22 protein-coding genes, 1 pseudogene, 1 riboswitch and 1 other annotated feature are annotated in these 18,201 nt (G+C 33.0%); of the genes and pseudogenes, 2 read left to right on the top strand and 21 right to left on the bottom strand.

The genetic code is table 11. The annotated features are described in order from the left end of the window. The first annotated feature begins 123 nt into the window (after nucleotides 1–123). On the top strand, nucleotides 124–744 hold the full coding sequence (locus LDP15_RS03370; protein ID WP_225513455.1) for a hypothetical protein: 621 nt from the start codon (nucleotides 124–126) through the stop codon (nucleotides 742–744). Nucleotides 745–1,157: 413 nt separating this feature from the next. On the opposite strand, the gene LDP15_RS03365 is transcribed toward LDP15_RS03370, so the two are convergent. The 10 genes from LDP15_RS03365 to LDP15_RS03320 form a co-directional block, all read right to left on the bottom strand. Continuing rightward, nucleotides 1,158–1,559, bottom strand: coding sequence for a hypothetical protein (locus tag LDP15_RS03365; RefSeq protein WP_015426495.1), 402 nt, complete (start codon nucleotides 1,557–1,559; stop codon nucleotides 1,158–1,160). Beyond that, nucleotides 1,556–2,080: a LytTR family DNA-binding domain-containing protein gene (locus LDP15_RS03360; protein WP_015426496.1), complete on the bottom strand. Its 525-nt coding sequence runs from the start codon at nucleotides 2,078–2,080 to the stop codon at nucleotides 1,556–1,558. Before LDP15_RS03360 ends, LDP15_RS03365 begins: the two co-directional genes overlap by 4 nt. A gap of 25 nt (nucleotides 2,081–2,105) precedes the next feature. Beyond that, nucleotides 2,106–2,846 carry an ABC transporter permease gene (locus LDP15_RS03355; protein WP_015426497.1) on the bottom strand — a complete coding sequence of 247 codons (741 nt, stop codon included), beginning with the start codon at nucleotides 2,844–2,846 and terminating at the stop codon, nucleotides 2,106–2,108. After that, on the bottom strand, nucleotides 2,839–3,525 hold the full coding sequence (locus LDP15_RS03350) for an ABC transporter ATP-binding protein (protein WP_042230733.1): 687 nt from the start codon (nucleotides 3,523–3,525) through the stop codon (nucleotides 2,839–2,841). The genes LDP15_RS03355 and LDP15_RS03350 overlap by 8 nt, the downstream gene beginning before the upstream one ends. After that, nucleotides 3,515–4,483, bottom strand: a complete 969-nt coding sequence (locus tag LDP15_RS03345) for a hypothetical protein (protein WP_042230392.1) — start codon at nucleotides 4,481–4,483, stop codon at nucleotides 3,515–3,517. The genes LDP15_RS03350 and LDP15_RS03345 overlap by 11 nt, the downstream gene beginning before the upstream one ends. Nucleotide 4,484: 1 nt before the next feature. After that, nucleotides 4,485–5,288, bottom strand: coding sequence for a SagB/ThcOx family dehydrogenase (locus tag LDP15_RS03340; RefSeq protein WP_042230394.1), 804 nt, complete (start codon nucleotides 5,286–5,288; stop codon nucleotides 4,485–4,487). Nucleotides 5,289–5,300: 12 nt separating this feature from the next. After that, nucleotides 5,301–6,527, bottom strand: a complete 1,227-nt coding sequence (locus tag LDP15_RS03335) for a YcaO-like family protein (protein ID WP_042230396.1) — start codon at nucleotides 6,525–6,527, stop codon at nucleotides 5,301–5,303. Continuing rightward, the gene (locus LDP15_RS03330) at nucleotides 6,524–7,381 is read right to left on the bottom strand and encodes a hypothetical protein (RefSeq protein ID WP_225513456.1); all 858 of its coding nucleotides are present in this window, start codon (nucleotides 7,379–7,381) and stop codon (nucleotides 6,524–6,526) included. Before LDP15_RS03330 ends, LDP15_RS03335 begins: the two co-directional genes overlap by 4 nt. A 62-nt stretch (nucleotides 7,382–7,443) precedes the next feature. Further along, the gene (locus LDP15_RS03325; protein WP_168694148.1) at nucleotides 7,444–7,584 is read right to left on the bottom strand and encodes a hypothetical protein; all 141 of its coding nucleotides are present in this window, start codon (nucleotides 7,582–7,584) and stop codon (nucleotides 7,444–7,446) included. Nucleotides 7,585–7,934: 350 nt separating this feature from the next. Further along, on the bottom strand, nucleotides 7,935–8,222 hold the full coding sequence (locus tag LDP15_RS03320; RefSeq protein ID WP_136122581.1) for a hypothetical protein: 288 nt from the start codon (nucleotides 8,220–8,222) through the stop codon (nucleotides 7,935–7,937). Nucleotides 8,223–8,419: 197 nt separating this feature from the next. Here LDP15_RS03320 and LDP15_RS03315 point away from each other — a divergent pair, with 197 nt between their 5' ends. After that, on the top strand, nucleotides 8,420–8,797 hold the full coding sequence (locus LDP15_RS03315; protein ID WP_015426498.1) for a helix-turn-helix domain-containing protein: 378 nt from the start codon (nucleotides 8,420–8,422) through the stop codon (nucleotides 8,795–8,797). Between the two features lie 316 nt (nucleotides 8,798–9,113). Here the strand turns inward: LDP15_RS03315 and rplL are convergent, their stop codons facing one another. From rplL to LDP15_RS03260, 11 genes and pseudogenes are all read right to left on the bottom strand, one after another. Beyond that, nucleotides 9,114–9,479 carry a 50S ribosomal protein L7/L12 gene (rplL, locus tag LDP15_RS03310; protein ID WP_015426499.1) on the bottom strand — a complete coding sequence of 122 codons (366 nt, stop codon included), beginning with the start codon at nucleotides 9,477–9,479 and terminating at the stop codon, nucleotides 9,114–9,116. Nucleotides 9,480–9,548: 69 nt separating this feature from the next. Then, nucleotides 9,549–10,064 carry a 50S ribosomal protein L10 gene (rplJ, locus tag LDP15_RS03305; protein WP_225513457.1) on the bottom strand — a complete coding sequence of 172 codons (516 nt, stop codon included), beginning with the start codon at nucleotides 10,062–10,064 and terminating at the stop codon, nucleotides 9,549–9,551. Between the two features lie 25 nt (nucleotides 10,065–10,089). Beyond that, nucleotides 10,090–10,215: a sequence feature (ribosomal protein L10 leader region), on the bottom strand. 70 nt (nucleotides 10,216–10,285) lie between these two features. Next, the gene (locus LDP15_RS03300; protein WP_003130209.1) at nucleotides 10,286–10,474 is read right to left on the bottom strand and encodes a hypothetical protein; all 189 of its coding nucleotides are present in this window, start codon (nucleotides 10,472–10,474) and stop codon (nucleotides 10,286–10,288) included. Between the two features lie 15 nt (nucleotides 10,475–10,489). Further along, nucleotides 10,490–11,248, bottom strand: coding sequence for a helix-turn-helix transcriptional regulator (locus LDP15_RS03295; RefSeq protein WP_015426501.1), 759 nt, complete (start codon nucleotides 11,246–11,248; stop codon nucleotides 10,490–10,492). A gap of 121 nt (nucleotides 11,249–11,369) precedes the next feature. Then, nucleotides 11,370–13,196 carry an ABC transporter ATP-binding protein gene (locus tag LDP15_RS03290; protein WP_015426502.1) on the bottom strand — a complete coding sequence of 609 codons (1,827 nt, stop codon included), beginning with the start codon at nucleotides 13,194–13,196 and terminating at the stop codon, nucleotides 11,370–11,372. Next, nucleotides 13,180–14,997 carry an ABC transporter ATP-binding protein gene (locus LDP15_RS03285; RefSeq protein ID WP_015426503.1) on the bottom strand — a complete coding sequence of 606 codons (1,818 nt, stop codon included), beginning with the start codon at nucleotides 14,995–14,997 and terminating at the stop codon, nucleotides 13,180–13,182. The genes LDP15_RS03290 and LDP15_RS03285 overlap by 17 nt, the downstream gene beginning before the upstream one ends. A gap of 156 nt (nucleotides 14,998–15,153) precedes the next feature. After that, entirely contained in the window at nucleotides 15,154–15,483 is a 330-nt protein-coding gene (locus tag LDP15_RS03280) for a hypothetical protein (protein ID WP_255596481.1), read from the bottom strand. After that, nucleotides 15,463–15,534, bottom strand: a pseudogene (locus LDP15_RS03275) (glycoside hydrolase, family 25); the annotation flags it as partial. The pseudogene LDP15_RS03275 and the gene LDP15_RS03280, both read right to left, overlap by 21 nt. A gap of 12 nt (nucleotides 15,535–15,546) precedes the next feature. After that, nucleotides 15,547–16,407, bottom strand: a complete 861-nt coding sequence (locus LDP15_RS03270; protein WP_225513458.1) for a serine protease — start codon at nucleotides 16,405–16,407, stop codon at nucleotides 15,547–15,549. Between the two features lie 16 nt (nucleotides 16,408–16,423). Then, the gene (locus LDP15_RS03265; protein WP_015426505.1) at nucleotides 16,424–17,014 is read right to left on the bottom strand and encodes a hypothetical protein; all 591 of its coding nucleotides are present in this window, start codon (nucleotides 17,012–17,014) and stop codon (nucleotides 16,424–16,426) included. 310 nt (nucleotides 17,015–17,324) lie between these two features. Then, nucleotides 17,325–17,945, bottom strand: coding sequence for an ECF transporter S component (locus LDP15_RS03260; protein ID WP_003130203.1), 621 nt, complete (start codon nucleotides 17,943–17,945; stop codon nucleotides 17,325–17,327). A 114-nt stretch (nucleotides 17,946–18,059) separates the two neighbouring features. Continuing rightward, a riboswitch (FMN riboswitch) is annotated at nucleotides 18,060–18,196 on the bottom strand. Nucleotides 18,197–18,201 lie beyond the last annotated feature (5 nt).

Below are 18,201 nucleotides of genomic sequence, written 5' to 3'. Positions count from 1 at the left end.
GTTGTAGTTTATTTCCTATTTTACATCTATTCTAATAGATATTGGTTTCAAGAGCAAATATATTGCATGGAATAGGATTAAATTTGGAATTTATTAGCCTATTATTTTAACATCACTGATAAAATGAAAAACTTTATTAAAAATAGTGGCACTAGTCCATCTGTCAAGTTTGAAAATAGACAAGATTATCAGCCTATTTTTGATAATAAGCGACAAGTCGGATTGACAATCAGTTCAGACGCTAGTCAAACAGAACATGAAATTGCTGATTTTTCGCTCACTCTGCCTGGTTACCACTTTGAAGGTTGGAAAATTGTTCGCGATAGTCATTATGTGATCCCGCATAATATCTCCCGCGAGCAAGCTGCACTCTACGCTGGTGAAAATTCTGCCTTGCACAAAACAGGAATAAGACCCGATTTCCTTTGGACTGCAGGTGATTATCTTGAAAATGTTGGTAAAGAATATGATTTATATGCCCAGTGGACTCCTTTAGAGTACGAAATTCGCTATTCTTCTCGTACAATAAACAAGGTCGAACTCTCTTGGACCCACCCCTCAGATGTACGAACAGTTGAAAAAAATTTCATTCCCTATCTAAAACCCGAGTTGCGTGGCTACGAGTTTGCCGGTTGGACAAGCATCGTCGATTCAACTGAACAAACAATTTTTGAACCATATACGATTATTCCTGCTGGTATTGGGCCAGTTAAACTAATTGCTCTATTTGAAGAAGTATTTTGAAAATTTGAGACTCAGAGATAGCAAAAAAAATACTACCAAGAAAAGACTTGGTAGTATTTTTAATAGAAAATCGATAATATTCAATTTTCTTTTTAAACAAGAATAAAATTCTTATTTAAGTGTGATTGATTCTGTGCATCCGCAGCTGTTTTTATTTCCGCATCTCCTTCAATTATGTTGCCTATTGATAATACAATAAAAATACTCACTAAAAATGTAAATTTGATAAAATTCATATACACTTATTTTTCCCTTCAAAATTTAATGATTTACTTTATTATATTTAACAATATTAAAACCCCTTGAAAAACTCCGCAATTTAACCCTCAGAAACTAAATGAAATTGCTAAATAAAAAAACTGTCAGTTAAGACAGATTTTTTATTAAATAATCTATAGTTAATTTTAAGACATTTATACTTTCTCTTCTTTAAGAAGACTTTGTTGCTTTTTCAGTAGCTTGTTATTTATTCTTTTACTATATTGCCACCAATAGACAAATCCAATAAAAACAATTGGAATCCCCAGAAGAATCATCATGAAAATAGAACTTATTTTCAGTCCTACTAATAAGCCATATACAATTTCTAATATCGTACAAATAATGAATATCGTTATAATTTGGATAGTAAATGAATTTTGAAATGATTTATTTTTTTGAAATAAAAGACTAATTGATAGATATCCTAATAAACCGCAACCCAAAAAAACGACAAAACTAACTACATCTCCAATACTCCCATTTATAAGTGAGAAATAGAGATTGAACAACGCTCCTAATACCACAACCCAACCGAAAGCTTTAATGATTTTCATTTTTCCTCCAGATAATTCAAAAATATTTTTTTATACTTTCTACTTACTTCCAAATCTTGGCCATCTGTCAACCATAAGGTAAGGTGACTATTTAAGGAAGGAGAAATCTTATCAACTGCCAAAACATTCACCACATTTGATTTATTAATCCTTACAAAACTAGGACTAATCTCTTCAACTTCATACAGTTTGTTTTTAATCAAGAAAGCTTCCTTTTTTGTGTATGCAAAGAGTTTATCACCGATAGCTTCAAAATATAAAATATCTTTAAAAGCAACTTTCTTGTAAGTATCTTTATTTATCCCTGATACTTGTACTCCTAAAAAGGCTTCTTTCACCGTTGAAATAATATAATTTCCAAAAAAAGCCTCAATTTCTGATTGAGTATAATTCATGAACTCAAGAGTAGCTTGTTGCTTCTTCCCTTCGGTAAGACATACATCTAATGGGACTCTATCCCAACTCTTTAACTTCTTTTCCAATTTTGTAATATTATCATCTAATTCCGAAAAAATTTTCATAGTATGATTATATCACAATGTAGTGTTATTGCTTTTGTTGTTTTTTCCATATAATCACTAAAACTAGAACCGCACAAATAAAGTAAATAAACAGAATTAAAAATGGTTTTACAGTAGAAGTATTTGATAAAAAATTCCATCCTAAGCTTGCAAGTGAAAATGTAGGTAATAACTTAGCAATGCCTTGGATTTTATCAGGCATAGCAACAACAGGCATCCATAATCCTCCTAGAAAAGAAAGGACTAAATACAACATGGTCCCCACTGGTTGAGCCGCACTTCCAAGATAACCAACTATTACACCAAAAAGTAAAAATGGAATGCTCCCTAAAAGTAATAAAATCGCAATCCCTAGATAGTCCATAATCGAAAATGTAACGCCTTGCCAAAAAAAGGCTGTTACAAAGAGCAGAAACATCGTTAGTAATGATATAACAAGAAAAGTAATGACAAAACTGACATTGTAATATAGGCTAGATATTGGAGATACTTTAATAAAATCCATCCATTTATCTTGACGTTCATTGGCAATTCGTGTGCCTAAAAGATTTATCGCATTTCCAACAATTCCAAAAGAAAGCATTGAAATTAAAGAATATTTACTCCATGCCAAGTCATTCACTGCAGCATTTTTAGCAAAAATAGCGGTAAACATAACATAAAAAATAATAGGTAATATAACTATGAAGCCAATATATCTTATATCTCGTAGTGTTCGTCTCAAAGTAAAGGCGCTTGTATCTCCGACTAATCTTAGTTCAGTCATTTTGAATTACCTCTCTAAATTTTTCTTTTACACTTTGATTTAATTCAGTTATTTGACAGTCAATTCTAATTTTTTGATTATGCAAAATAACGATTCGATTTGCGACTTCTTCAACTTCCTCTAAATCGTGGCTCACAAGTAAAATTGCTCGTTTTTCTTTTAAAGCAAAATCTTTCATTTCTTTCCAAAAGTTTTCTTTACTAATTAGATCCATACCCACCGTAGGTTCATCTAAAATTAAAAATTTTGGATTGTTAGCTATAGCTGCAGCAAACTGTACTCTCCTTTTTTCTCCCCCTGAAAGTGTTTGCGTTATTTTTGTACGCTTATCAGATAGATTCGCTATATATAAAATGCTTTCTAAATCCATCGGTTGGTCAGAAAAATGTCGGACAAGTTGAATCACTTCTTCTACTCGTACATTTTGAGGGACAGCTACTTCTTGTAGCATTACTCCAAATTCCTTCTTTTTATCTAGAACTATACTTATATTTCCGCTATCTATTGAAGTTAGTCCTAATAGGCATTTGATTAATGTTGTTTTTCCCTGCCCATTAAGTCCTAAGAAACCAATAATATCTCCCTCTGATATCGAAAGATTGATGTTACTGAATATTGACTTCCCTTTAAATTCTTTGGATATATCCATAATTTTAACTAATTCATTTTTACAAGTCATTATCTTTATCAGTCCTTTCATCATTTATCGTATGAAATAATTGGTTAATAAATTTTATATCCTCGAAATCCGCTTTAGGAGAGGTGTCCAACAAGAAGTCTAAGTTATGATAAATTACCGCCAATTCTTCTTGATAGGGGTATGCTTTACTTTTTGGGTAATTTAAATCAGTATCCAAATCAAAATTCTTTTCTATTTCTTTCATTTTTAAACTTAGTCGATTATGATTTGAACTTGAAATGAATATGAATAATTCAATATTTTCATAATGGTAAAGTGAAAATGAAACTTGATAATAAATTCCCTCGTCTCTCAATTCTTGAAGAGAAACTTGGATGTAAATCATCAATTTTTGAAGAAAGTAAATCTGACTACTTTTTGAAATCATATTTAAAGGAATTACAAGATAAATGTATGAAAACTCTCCTGTTCCAACCTTTTGGATTCCATTCTTTATAAAGATATCTGATAAATTTTGATATTGACGTTGAAAATAGGAGCGTTCAGTTTTAAACGATTTTCTTCCATTCTGGTATGAAAAACAATATAAAGTACTATATTTAACATTTTCATCAAACCACTGTTGAAACTCAAATAAATCCATCTTTTTATTAATTTCTTTATTATCTCTAATTGCAGATAATAGAGAAGAATATGCCTCGTTTTTCATCAAGTTTTCCTGTTCTATTTCCTGATTAGCTCGTTCATATTCTTTACTTAAAATAGGTGACATCACTATTTCAACAATTTTTTCAGGGAGAAGTACATTTTCACTAATATTAATCTTTATCAGCTCCTGAGTAGTTTGACCTGTTACTTCAGCTATTTCTTTAACAATTTTTTTTATCCTGAAAATAAGGATATGTTCAAGAACGTGACCAAAAAAGAGGTTAGTATTTTTTATATAGTAAGTATCATAATTTAAGTTAACTTCTCTTTTAATGGTTTCAATATCCATCCTACCATTCCCCTTCTTTTGAGATAAAAACGCAATTAACCAAACTTTCTCTTCTACCATCTATTGAAAGCAATTTTTCAACTGCATAATCATCTGTTCCTCCAAAATAGGTGCTCACTAAATGATATTTCGTTGCCATTAATGAGATGTTTTGAGCCATTGCTCCAGCTTCTATTAAAGTGTATCTATAGGCTCTAGCATCATATTTAAAGGTGTTTCTACTAAAGATAGCCGTAGTGAAAAAAATAATGGATGGGTATTTGAAATTGTCCATCATGATATAATTTTTCATATCGAAGACTTCTTCATCTTTTCGAAGTAACTGAATGCTATGCGCTGAAGAACTATAATGATAAAGCCCTCTCGATACCGAACCTGAATCTTCAAAAATAATCGCATATAATTCAAGTGGGTATAAAGCACCTCCTGAAGGAACTACACGAGTATTTTTTCTATTTTTTCCATACCCCGCCCAGAATAAATCTGCCATTACTTGCTCTGATAAAGACACGTCTTTTTCATTTTCTTTTATCTGTGATTTTCGTTCATTTAGACAAGTATAAAGTAAATCATGCATTGGTTTCTTAAGAAAATATGATTTACTAAGTGGATAATATTTTTCCGGTAGTTGAGTCACTTGATGAAAATTGGGACTGTTGAGTAACTTTCTAGATTGATACATGTTCTTCAGAAGATATTGATTACTGTGCTTTGTATTTTGGTGAAATGATTGATACAGCGAATCATCAATTATGAGTTTATTAGCATAATAATTACTAATCATCGTTGATTTAAAATCGTCCATTTTTACCTCTTCTCACGGGAACGGATGAGGTACCTTTGGTTGAGGATTTTTTAGTTCTTCCTCTATTCTCAAATGTAACCTGATCATGTTCTTATCTATTTCTTCAAGCCGACTACTTTTTAAAATCGGTATATAATTTGGTTCGATATCCAGCATATCGGTAATAATTGTCTTTCCAACTAACCAGTCACTGTTTTTTAAAGGGGAAGTCGTAACGTCTACAAAATAAATATGTTGGCGAATCTTTTTTATCTCAGATATAAAAAAATTTAGTATTTTTGTGTCATCTTTTTCAAGAATTTCTGAAGGTATTTGAAATTTTTCTTCCTTAGATTGTAGAAAGTCCAAATTTCTTGCCATATTATCCCAAATATAAAGAATTGAGTGATCCTGATATTCTCTTACCTGTGAAAAGTCCGTAATTTCAGTTTTATCGTCTTTAAAAATAACTGCAGCATAACCAATAATGCTTTGAGCTAATTCTAATAGCGTTTTTTTACATGCCTCTATCCAAGTCATTCTGACACTCGCTGCAACAACACAACCCCCATTTTCAAATTCAGCAACTCCAAAAACTGATGGTACCTGCCAGTCCATATCAAACTTATAGAGTTTTATTTTGATATTCTCTGAATCGATATATTGGAGATAATAATCTTGGAGTTCTTTATTACTTGAAAGATCGATTTCTTGACAAGTTAATTGACGTCGCCAATGATACTGAAAGGAATCTCTTTCTAGTATTTCAGCGATTCCTTTCCAACAAGTTTGAGCTAGGTTTTGACCACAAGCTGCTCCTGTTGATGTTGTTATCCATTTTCCTTTTGAACTATTATCGTCACTCCTATATGTTAAATAGATTGCATCAGCCGGCAACATTATTGATTTATCTTCTATGATGTCTTTTCCTTCTACCCACATGTAGTCGGTTTCGACTCCTTTAGCTAAACTATTGAGTCTTTTTGGGGACACATAATTTTCTTTCTTTAAAACTTTCACATTACCTTGATGAAGACACGAAAATCTTTCAATATACTCTCCAATCGCAGAATTTTTTGCATGCTGTGCAGTTATTCCAGCTCCACTTGCATTGAAACCAGCAGTTGAATAGTCACCTCCAAAGGCCATTTTTACTGCTATTCTAGGTAAACCAGAATAGGTAGGCAAATCATATATATTTTTAATTAATCCATATTTGTCATCAACAAATGGAGAAGCATCTGTTTTGATTAAAGTCATAATTTTACCTCAAATATTTGGCTTTGCTCTTCACCAGGGAAACAAACTTGACAACGGGAATTTTTAATAAGAGACCTTTCTGTCCACGTCCCATCTAAGAGTGAATATTCCATTATATTTTGTGCCAATTCAGGTTCCAACGCCTCACCAATTTCTTTTAGAGTTTGTTTAAATACCTGTAAATGAGTAAAATCTAAACCTAAATTTATAAGCTCTTCTGGAAGATATTCTTTACTTTCTTGGTTAGAGTCATTGAACAATTTCAAAATTTTTCCATAATAATTATTTTCCTCTTCAAAAAGTAGTTTACAGTTTAGACAAGAGGTTTGCTTCGGTATAGTTAATGGACCAACAGAAAAGCTTAGAGGTTCAAATATCAAGCTAATAAAAGGCTTCCCAACACTAAATAATAGTTTATTACTTTTGATTTGTTGTTTTCTATTAAATTTTCTTGTTACAATTAAAAAATAATCATAAGTAGATAAGTCCTTTACTTTTTCATAATTAAAAATATCTGATGAAAGTTTGGTCGAAGTATATTGTATGAGATCATCATCACCTAAAAGTCCTACATTATAGTTTCCTTTATTTTTTTCTATTACTGGCAATCCACTCACCCTTAGTAAGTTATTTAGATTTTGTATTTCTTTATTTCCACCAAGCCTGTCAATCGTCTCTAGTATTTTTATTTTTACTGGATTGTTTTCTTTAGGTTTTAAATCATTATTTTGAATTTCATTCCATGCTTGAAAAGCAAGCTTAGTATCTGCACCAGTAAATTCGTATAACATCTCTCCAAACTTAAGGTAGAATGTTCCTTGATTTCCAATAACAAGATCAATATTTGTTCTCAATTTTATTTCCTTTCTAAAAGTGCAGGTACAATTTTCATCTGTACCTGCACGATTCAAAGATATTAACAACAGCAACAACAAGGACAACAACAGAGTGTAACACTCCAGTTCATTTGTTCACTTGCCAAAAAATCTTCGGCATTGAGTTCATGAACTTCAATTTTACTTTTCATTTCGTCATTTTTCATTTCGTCATTTTTCATTTTGTTTAACTCCTTTCTATGATGAAATAGAGGGCATAAATTAATCCCACCACTAAACCATAAAACATGAATATGTATTTTTGTTTTTGTTTTTGTTTTTGTTTTTGTTTTTGTTTTTTCATCATGCACCTCCAAACATCTTCTTTCTGCTTACATTATGATTATATCTCTGGATTATAATAACTTTTTAAATTTCTAGATAAGTTGCATATAAACAACATAAGTTGCATCCCTCCTACTCAAATAAAATTTTCTATTTTTATATTCTAAAATAAAAAAACCAGTAAATTGATTTTTTCGTTCAACTTACTTAGGTTTTTCAATAGCATTAAATTTGTTAAAGGTAATTTTTATCCAAGTAATTCTTCCATTGTTGTTTTTTTCATGTTATCTGATTTGGCATTCTCTTCCTGTGCTTTAATCCCTAGCCCAATTAATAGTTTTTCTAGGCTAATTTCAGTTTCTTGTTGAGTTCTAATTACTTTATTCAATGATTCATTCACAAGCTTGATTTCGCCACCTACATTCTCAGTAATACTTGATACTAATTCTGAATTATCAAGTTTTTTCTGATCTGAGAGATCTAAAAGTTTTCTCATTTGGTTAAGAACATTTCCTTGATTTGTAACAAATGCCATCAAATCCTTAATACGTTTATTAATTGTATTAAAATACAATTGGCCTTTATCTTCTCGTGCTAAGACTTGCTTGCTTGCTCTCTTCAAGAGAAATAAAATTTAAGTGTCGCGAATCATAAATAGAAAAATAGTCTACTCCTTTGTATTGTTGCTTATTCTTAATTTAAATTTTTTATCACGTATGAAAGGAATTCTATATGGATTTGTATGAAAAAATTATTTCCATTGCACACGAAAAAAATATACCAATTCGGAAACTTGAGGAAAATTCTGGAATTGCGAATGGCTCTATCAGACATTGGAAAACAAGGAATCCCACTGTGCAAAAACTTCGCTCCGTAGCTAGTCATTTAGATGTCTCAATAGACTATCTACTAGATAATGATAGTCATTCACCTAATATAGAAATTAAAAATTATAAGGTCCGTGGACTTGCACGAAAAATGAACAATGAGCTTTCTGCCGATGAGATTGAAATATTAAGCATTATAATCAATAAATTTTCTAAAAATAATGGTTTTACTGATAATTCGCATTTTGATATTTCTGACTTTAATTTAGAAGGTGGATTTTAATTAGTTCAAAGAACATAAAAAAAAGATAAGCTCATTTTTAAGAGCTTATCTTTTTTTATAATATTTCGAGGTTTATCAGAATTTCATTTACTTACTAAACAGAAAATATATTTTAATCTTTAAAATTTTATAATTATTGAGCAAACATACTTAAAGATTTTATTAGAAGAAAATAAAAAAAGTCTGCCAAAGTTATTTGGCAGACTTTTTGGTAGAAATTTTTATAAAATTTCTATATTTTTTAAATCGCGAATCGCACTCTAGCGCAATCAAATGCGCTCAAATTGGTCTACCGCGTTCAAATTGACTTAAATTCTTATTTAAGTGTGATTGAAGCACCAGCTGCTTCAAGTTTTTCTTTGATTTCGTTAGCTTCTGATTCAGAAAGACCTTCTTTAATCATTGTTGGTGCACCATCAACGAGTTCTTTAGCTTCTTTAAGTCCAAGACCAGTGATTCCACGTACTTCTTTGATTACTGCAACTTTTTTGTCGCCAGCTGCTGTCAATTCAACGTCGAATGAATCTTTAGCTGCTGCTGCATCACCAGCACCTGCTGCTGCTGCAACTGGAGCTGCTGCTGTTACGTCAAATTTTTCTTCGATTGCTTTTACAAGTTCAGAAAGTTCAAGGATTGTTGCGTTTTCAAGTTCAGCAACGATGTTTTCAATGTTCAATGCCATTTTAATATTCTCCTATTAATTTTTTAGTTTGTTGCGTAAATCCGCCGATATAAGTAATGTTGCTTATAATTAAGCAGCTGATTCTTCTTTTTCTGCAACAGCTTTGACTGCAAGAGCCACGTTGCGGACAGGTGCTTGAAGCACTGAAAGAAGCATAGAAAGAAGTCCATCGCGGCTTGGAAGAGACGCAATAGCTTGGATTTCTTCTTTAGAAGAAACTTTACCTTCGATAACACCAGCTTTGATTTCAAGATTTTCAGCATCTTTTGCAAAGTCAGCCAAAACTTTTGCTGGTGCTACAACATCTTCATTAGAAAATGCTACTGCTGATGGGCCAGTGAGTGCTTCTGACAAACCTTCAAGACCAGCTTTTTCAGCTGCACGACGCAAAACTGAATTTTTAACGACTTTGAATTCAACGCCTGCTTCACGAAGTTGTTTACGAAGTTGAGTATCTTGATCAACTGACAAACCACGTGAATCTGCAACAACGATAGATGCTGCTTCAGTCATTTTTTGTGCGTAAACATCAACCAATTCTGCTTTCTTAGCAATTGTTGCTTCATTTACTTTGTAATCGCTCATTTTTTTACCTCCATTTTATTTTGGTTGTAGAAATAAAAAATCTCTACACACAAAAGACATAGAGAGTTCAATTATCATTTTGATATTTGTCCTCGGTAGGAAGTTTATGACTTTCGTCCCCTACTGTCTTCGGTCAGTTCTTTTAGAACCGTAAATAAGTATATCAAAGTTTTTCTGAAATTGCAAGACTAAACTTATTCTTTTTTCTTTTTTATTTTAGTTCATGCAATATTCTTTTGGTTTTTTGAAAGATGAAAAAATTTGACATTAACAATCTTTTTTTCCTTTTTTATTTTCTCTTTGCTATCATTTTCTATCAATTTCTGTGAAAGCCATAAAACTAATTCATAAGCAATTGCAAAAATTGATCCAATTCCCAGTATTGGTAAAATTTCTCTTATCCAATTCATTTTTAAGCCCTCATTTTAATCTATAATCTGTGATTCTTCAATTTCTTCAAAATTATCAACTACTGGTCCAATAATTCGGAAATTATCTTCCTGTCCTAGATAAAAATCCTTGTATTGTGGATCTGGATTGAGTGAATGAATCCTAAATTGTCCATCTTCTTCTTCAAATACTTGTTTAATATACAAACGTTCTTCGCCCAAATCTCCTTCAGCAATGGCGTAAATATCACCACTGCGACCAAAACCCGTGTGTAAGAATGTTGCAATAGAAAAATTAGGGAATTCAGGTTCCATCGATTCCCCTTTTACTCTGGCTGCACCATCATATCGACCAAGAGTTTCAGATGTGTAAGCTTTGTAGTGGCCACCTGTATTGCTTTGAGATTGACCAAAACCTGCCGATAATTCTTCATCTTCAACAATGGCGTAATCTAAAGAAGAACGTCTGTAAGTTTTCAAATTAATAATCTCTGTTTTATTTTGTTCAATGAGAAAATCCGTAAAATTAATAACTGATTCTTGTTGTTCTCCTGTCAGTGAACGATAATTATCGATTAATTGTTTTTCTGCATTATTATCAGTTTCTTTGATTAATTGTTGAATAGGTAAATCATAGATATCTGCTAGTTTTTCTAGTAATTCTAACGTTGGGTTGGTTGATTTTTGTTCCCAAAGTACATAAGCATTTTGCTTCATTCCTAGCTTTTCTGCTAATTGACTCTGTGTCAATTTTGCATTTTTTCTTAATTTTTTTAAATTCTGACCAAAATTCATAAACTCTCCCTTCCCGATTCTTTATCAATCTTTCTTATATTATATCGCTTATTTTATTTTTTGTCAATATTTTTTATCAGAAAAACTGATAAATCAAAAAACCGCTGCTATCAGTGGTTTTTCATAGTTCTTTTTGTAACGTTTGTATTCGATACATGTCTGCATAATAACCATTAAGTGCTAAAAGTTGGTCATGATTTCCTCGCTCAATAATTTCTCCCTTGTTCAAGACTAAAATCTGGTCAGCATCTTTAATCGTTGATAATCGGTGAGCAATGGCCATTGTCGTTCGATTTTGTCGCATATTTGTCAGACCTTCTTGAATAAGCGCTTCAGTTTCAGTATCAATATTGGCTGTTGCTTCATCTAATAAGAGAATTTTCGGATTACGCACAATCGTTCGAGCAAAGTTAATTAATTGACGTTCACCGGCCGAGAAGGCAGCTCCACCTTCAATTACTTTGGTTTCGTAACCATTTTCCAAATCCTTGATGAATTTGTCAGCTTGAACAAATCGAGCCGCTTCTTTGGCTGCTTGGTCAGTAATCTGTGGATTCATCATTTTGATATTGTCAGTAACTGACGCAACAAACATAAAGGAATCTTGCAATACTAAACCAATTTTTTTCCGAAGTTCTTCTTTTGAATAACTTCTAATGTCCTGATCATCAATCAAAACTTGACCTTCTGTAAATTCATAGAATCGCATAAAGACATTGATAATACTCGATTTTCCTGAACCTGTATGACCTACAAAAGCAAGCGTTTCTCCAGGATTCACAATGAATGAGATATTTTTCAAAACTTGATGTTCTCCGTCATATGAAAAACTGACATTGCGAAATTCAATTTTTCCTTCTTGAATGATTGGAGAATTGCTGACAGATTTTCTGTCAGTAAATTTTTCATCAACATTTTTACTGACAGAAGTTGAAATTCCTTGTTGTGGCGCAAATTCTTTTTCTTCCATGATTGTCTTAATGCGACTAGAGGCCACCAATCCATTTGAAAAGTTTGATAAGGAATCCATCAATCCTGAAATAGGATTAAAGTAAATTTGTACATTACTGATGAAAGCATAAATTAAACCAGCCTCAACCATTGCATGTAGACTTCGATTAGAATACATCAACAAGACAACAACAATTGAGAGGGCCATCAAAAAATTAACCAAAGGGCTCAACAAAATCCCATTAATCTGAATCACTCGTTTTCGATAACCATAATATTCATCATTTGTTTTTTCAAATTCATTTCCTAGTCTGCTCTCTTGACGAAATTGTTGAATAATTCTCATCCCAGAAATGTATTCATTTAATTTCGTATTCAATTCTGAACGCTTAGCAAGCATGGCTTGATAAACTTTTGTACTCACTTTTTGATAAATCAATACTGCCAAAATCAATAGGGGAAGAATCAACAACATCACAAGCGCAATTTGGTGGTCAATAATAAACAAAGCAATGAAGGCAATGATAATAGAAAGCAAACTTGTTAATGCATTAAACAAAGTCTGCCAGAAATCAAATAAATCAGTGTCATTTGTGATTCTGGTGATTAACCAACCCGTCGGTTTTTGGTCAAAATAGCGCATGCCTAGCTGATGAATTTTTCGATAAACTTTCTTACGAATGTATTGATTAACAAAAATCGAACCATTTTGCAGATAATTCCATTTGAAAAAGAAAGCAATTGAATTGATTATTGCTAAAATCAAATAAAGACCTGCAAAATAGAAAATAATCTGGTCAGTCGCTTTCATGGGTGTCAAATAAGAATCCATAAAAACGGACAAAACAAAAGGCATAAGTGAAGCCAGAGCAGTTGTCATCACACTAAAAACAAAAGCCCAAACGAAATACTTTTTGAAAGGTAATAAGAATTTGAAAATAAATTTAAAAACTTGCCAACTTTCTCTGACAGACATTTTGTCAGTAGATTTCTCCATTTTCTTCTCCTTCCCGATTTACTGACGAACCTGTCAGTAAATTTTCATCTTTATCAGTCGCTGCCAAATTACTTTCAATCTGTTGCATTTGCCACATTTGAGCATACCAACCCCCAGATTTAATCAAAGCTTCATGCAAGCCACGCTCAATCACTTTTCCTTCATCTAGCACGATAATTTCATTAGCTTCCATTACTGATGACAATCTGTGACTGACAACCAGCGTTGAACTTTCATGACGTAAGGCCTTCAGATTTGACAAAATTAACTGTTCAGTCTTGGCATCAACAGCTGACAGCGCATCATCTAAAATCAATATTTTAGGCTGAATAAGTAGCGCCCGCGCAATAGATAACCTTTGCTTTTGTCCACCAGAAAGTGAAACGCCACGCTCGCCAACCAAAGTATCATAACCTTCAGGAAAAGCAATAATATCATCATGAATTCCAGCTGTTTTAGCTGCAATTTCAACTTCTTCTTGACTCGCTGACATCTTAGCAAAGCGAATATTATCTCTGACAGACATCGAAAATAGAAAATGTTCTTGCGGAACATAACCAATCGCTGGCAAATATTCATCTAATTGATAATCCATAATATCATGATCAGCAAAAGTAATATGTCCTTTGTAATGGTCAAACTCTCGCATTAAAAGTTTAATAATCGTTGATTTTCCTGCACCTGTTCGTCCAACCAAACCTAAAACATGACCTTCTTTTAATTTAAATTGAACTTTCTCCAGATTGCGCCCTTCATTCTCATTTGGATAAGTAAAACTTTCAATATCAAAAAGGAGTTGACCTTCTTTTGGCATTTTCAAAGTACCTTCGGAAATTTTTGATTCCGCTTTTTGAGCTAATAATTTTTCTACTCGACTGTATGAAGCTCTTCCACGTTCAATAACATTAAAAAGAACACCAATAGCAAACATCGGCCAGACCAAATTTCCGATATAAGTCATAAAAGCAACCAACTGACCAATCGTTAAAACATGGTGAACAACATAGTAGCCCCCTAAAAGAATGGTTAAAGTATAAGATAAACCAACAATTAAAGTGATTAAAGGATCGTACATTGAGTCAATCCAATTGACCCTGATAAAGGCTTTATCAATATTATCTAACTTAACTTGGAAATCAGCCATATCTTGTTCTTCTTCACCAAAAGATTTGATTGCTTTCATTCCTGTAATCGATTCTTGGACCTTATCATTCATTTCAGAGAAGGTTTCTTGGGCATGTTCAAAACTTACATGAATTTTATCCCCTAAAACTTTAGATACTAGCGCGAGTAAAGGCAAAGGAAGGACGGCAATAATCGTCAAACGCCAGTCGATAAATAAGAGCATAGCAATGATTGTCATCCCGCCCGTCATTAAAGAGTCTGCCCAAGTCAAAACACCCAGTCCAGCAACACTCTGTATCGCTTGCAAGTCATTAGTCGCATGAGCCATCAAATCGCCAGTCCGATTTCTTTGATAAAAAAGGGTATCCATTCGTAAAAAATGTCTAAAAAGCCGACTACGGATTATTTTTTCCAGTTTAAAGGCTTTACCCCAAATATTTGTGGACCAAAGAAAACGAAAGCCATATTCGACGAGTGCAGTGACCAATAAAATACCAGAAAAACCCAAAATTAAGGGTAAAGTCAAGTTACGCTTAACAATATGGTCAATAATTTTTCCGATAATTAAAGGCGGAATCAAGTGAGTTAAAGAAACAATAAAAAGGGCTAATAGACCAACGCCATAACCTTTTTTCTCTGCCTTAAAAAACCACCATAAATCTTTAAATATTTTCATACAGTCTATTCCATTTTATTTTATAATATTCTAAATATTAGTATACCATAAAGAAAGCGATTAAAACACCTTACTTGGTTGATTATTTACTTAATTTTTTAATAAATAAAAGGATTTTATACTCTACAAAACCCTTTACAATAACTCTATATAAAATTAAAGACCATACCAACTAATTTGTTCATATCTCCAACCAATTTTGACAAGCGAGTCTCGTTCTGCACTACTCGAAGTATAAAAATGACTAATTTGTTTTCCTTTAGCATTAGGATTAAATAAACGATAAATTGCCGTATGTTTTGCGGGGTCCGAGTAAAAAGCGATTTGTTCATAACGCCACCCCGCTTTAACAAGCGAATCTTTTTCATAAGAGGACAAAGTATAAAAATGTTCACCCGAATTAGGGTTATAGAGCCGATAAACCGCATTACCAGTTGCCGGTTGTTGAGAATTAACACCCTCATAATTCCAGTCTACTTTTGTCAAACTAATCACTTCGTTCAAATTTTTAGTATAAAGATGTTCACCATTATTTGGATTGTAAACACGCTAAAGGGCCGTTGCTTTCAATGCTGGCACGTTATTTTGAATCCAATTGATATTACTTGCAGTGAGTTGGACGCCGTAGTTGGGATATTGTGAAGCGAGAGAGGAAGGAACTTTGCTGTTATCCCCATTTGGATTTGGGTTCAGATACTGCGCCTCGGCAACATTAATACCAACAATATTTTTACTTGTATTAAAAACAGGGCTTCCACTTTGACCAGGATACATACTGATGTTGGAATAGCTAAATAGAGGATTACCAATTTGAGAAACATTTCCTGACATTCCCCACATTTGTTTAGGCTTGTCCCCCGGAAAACCTATCAAAGAAATCGCTTGATTTTTTGAAAGAACCGAGCTCATCCCCATCCAGCCTGTTGATAATCCTATATTTTTCGAAAGGTTAAGAATTCCTAAATCGTCTGCACCTAAAGGATAATTTATCGTTCCAAGTCTATCTTTTGCCAACCAATCTGGATTAGCAACTTCACTCGTTACAGCTGTTGCCGCATTAAAATTATAATTTCCATTTGCAAAAGCTTGATAAATTGTAGCAGATTTAATATGTCCACCTTCCGTCGCATTATATATCATGTGTCCTGCTGTTAATACAGCATTCGGTGCAATGATAACTCCACTCCCCCTATAGCGAACTCCATTTCCTCCAATTGTTTCAATATAGACTATTGTGTTATAAGGAAATTGATTGGCTGTTGAAATCAGTTTGCGTTGGTCAGGCTGGTAGACATTACTTGCCGTAGCCCCACCAGATGGAATAAATGGCACCGTATCCGCAAAAGTACTAGAAGAAATTAAAAGCAAAGTTGAAGCAAGCGTGATATGAAGTTTCTTTATTTTCATCATTCTTTTTCCCTTCATCTTAAACAGCCTTAGCTGGTCCAGTTTGTAAAGGCTCAGGTGATGTAAATGAAAAAGCCTCTCCTTCATCGTGCCAACCAATTTTTTTCAAATAGTCTCTTTCATCCCAGTTAGAAGTATAGAAATGTTGACCACTATTTGGATTATAAAGTCTCTCAACCGTCGTTTCTTGGTTCCACGGTATGACCGTAGCATCATAAAATACAATTCCCTCATTCACCCATCCATAATTTTTGAGTTGAACTACTTCATTCGTATTTATTGTGTAGAGATGTTGACCGCTATTTTTACTGTACAAACGATAAACAGGAATTTTATCATAATTTTGACCGTTCATCGTATAGTATGAAGTTCCAAGGACTCCCTCATAACCCCAGCCCAAATGGACAAGATTATTTTTCTCGGTAAGTCCCATTGTATAAACATGCTCACCTGAATTTGGATTATAAAGGCGATAAACTGGGCCATTAAAGTTTGCCGTAACAGCTTTTGCCGGTGTTGCTTCTTTGATTGATAAACCCAGTCCAAGTAAAAGCGCTCCAAATAAGAGTCCGTTTTTGAAAAGTTTTTTATGTGTAATATGTGTGTTCATAAAAACACCTCCTTATCGTTAATAGCTAAAACAGTCAAAGAAATACATTTGTAATCTTTTGGTTAATTCGTTATTTTGAGAAAATTATTTTTTTCACCATGAGTATAGCGCTTTAGTTTGAATTAAGCAAGAACTATTTTTTAGTTATTTTTATCCTTATATACAAAAATGTAATCAAACAGAAATATTATTCAGGGCTTTTGTTTATATCTTCAATGCTAAAAATCTATCATAAAATTAGCAAATAAAAAAACCGCTAGGAAAGTCCTAGCGAGTGTCTATTCGAGAGTGAAATACTTAATTATTTAAATTAAGCATTATAAAATTTTACGACTTTGTTTTTCTTGAACACTGCAACAATCAATCCAAATACCAGAGCAAAGATGATGTACTGCAAAGCATTAAAAGGTAAAACTACTGTCAAAAGATAAGTTGGATTCAAAGTAACTGATAGAGAACCCATATTAAAAAGATGAGTTGCTCCAACAAAAATCTTATCAACATCGAAGCCAGCAGCTAAACGATAGAGAGGGAGTGCGTAGAAAACATTCAATACCATCATCACAAGAACTGATGCGATGGCTGCTAAAACTACACCAACTGTATAGTTTTTGATTGAGAATTTTTTCTTTGTAAAGAACCAAACAATTGCCATGAAGATTCCCAAAGCAATGAAGTTCATCGGCACACCAATCCAAGTTGATGGACCTTGATTAAATAGGAGATACCATAAGATAGAGCGAATAAAGAGGATAATAAATCCATCACCCAATCCCAAAGTAAAGACTCCAATAAGTACTGGAATGATTGAGAGTTCAACTTTCATAAAATCAATTCCAGGCAATAGCGGAAACTGCAAAATCGGCAATAATAAGATTGTTGATAATGCAGCAAGCATGGCAATTAATACCATCCGACGTGTTTTAGACATAAAAAAACCTCCAAATATGAGAAAATAATTCTTCAAATTTCGAGGAAGTTGATAGACATTTTTGGTTTGGCTAAAAACAGTAATCCAACCGAAGTTGATTACACTACAAAAATTGTTCATCTTCTTCCATCCAGACTTTACTGTCGCTAGCAGATTCTCACTGCTTCAATCGCCGTAGCGAATCGCGGAGTCATAAGGTCAAAGCCCTATTTACCGCCGGTCCCGAATTACACGGTGCCCTGAAGATAATTTTATT

The sequence above is a fragment of the Lactococcus sp. SK2-659 genome, assembly GCF_020218185.2.
GTDB lineage: Bacteria > Bacillota > Bacilli > Lactobacillales > Streptococcaceae > Lactococcus > Lactococcus lactis.
This window is presented reverse-complemented; position numbering and strand designations above follow the sequence as displayed.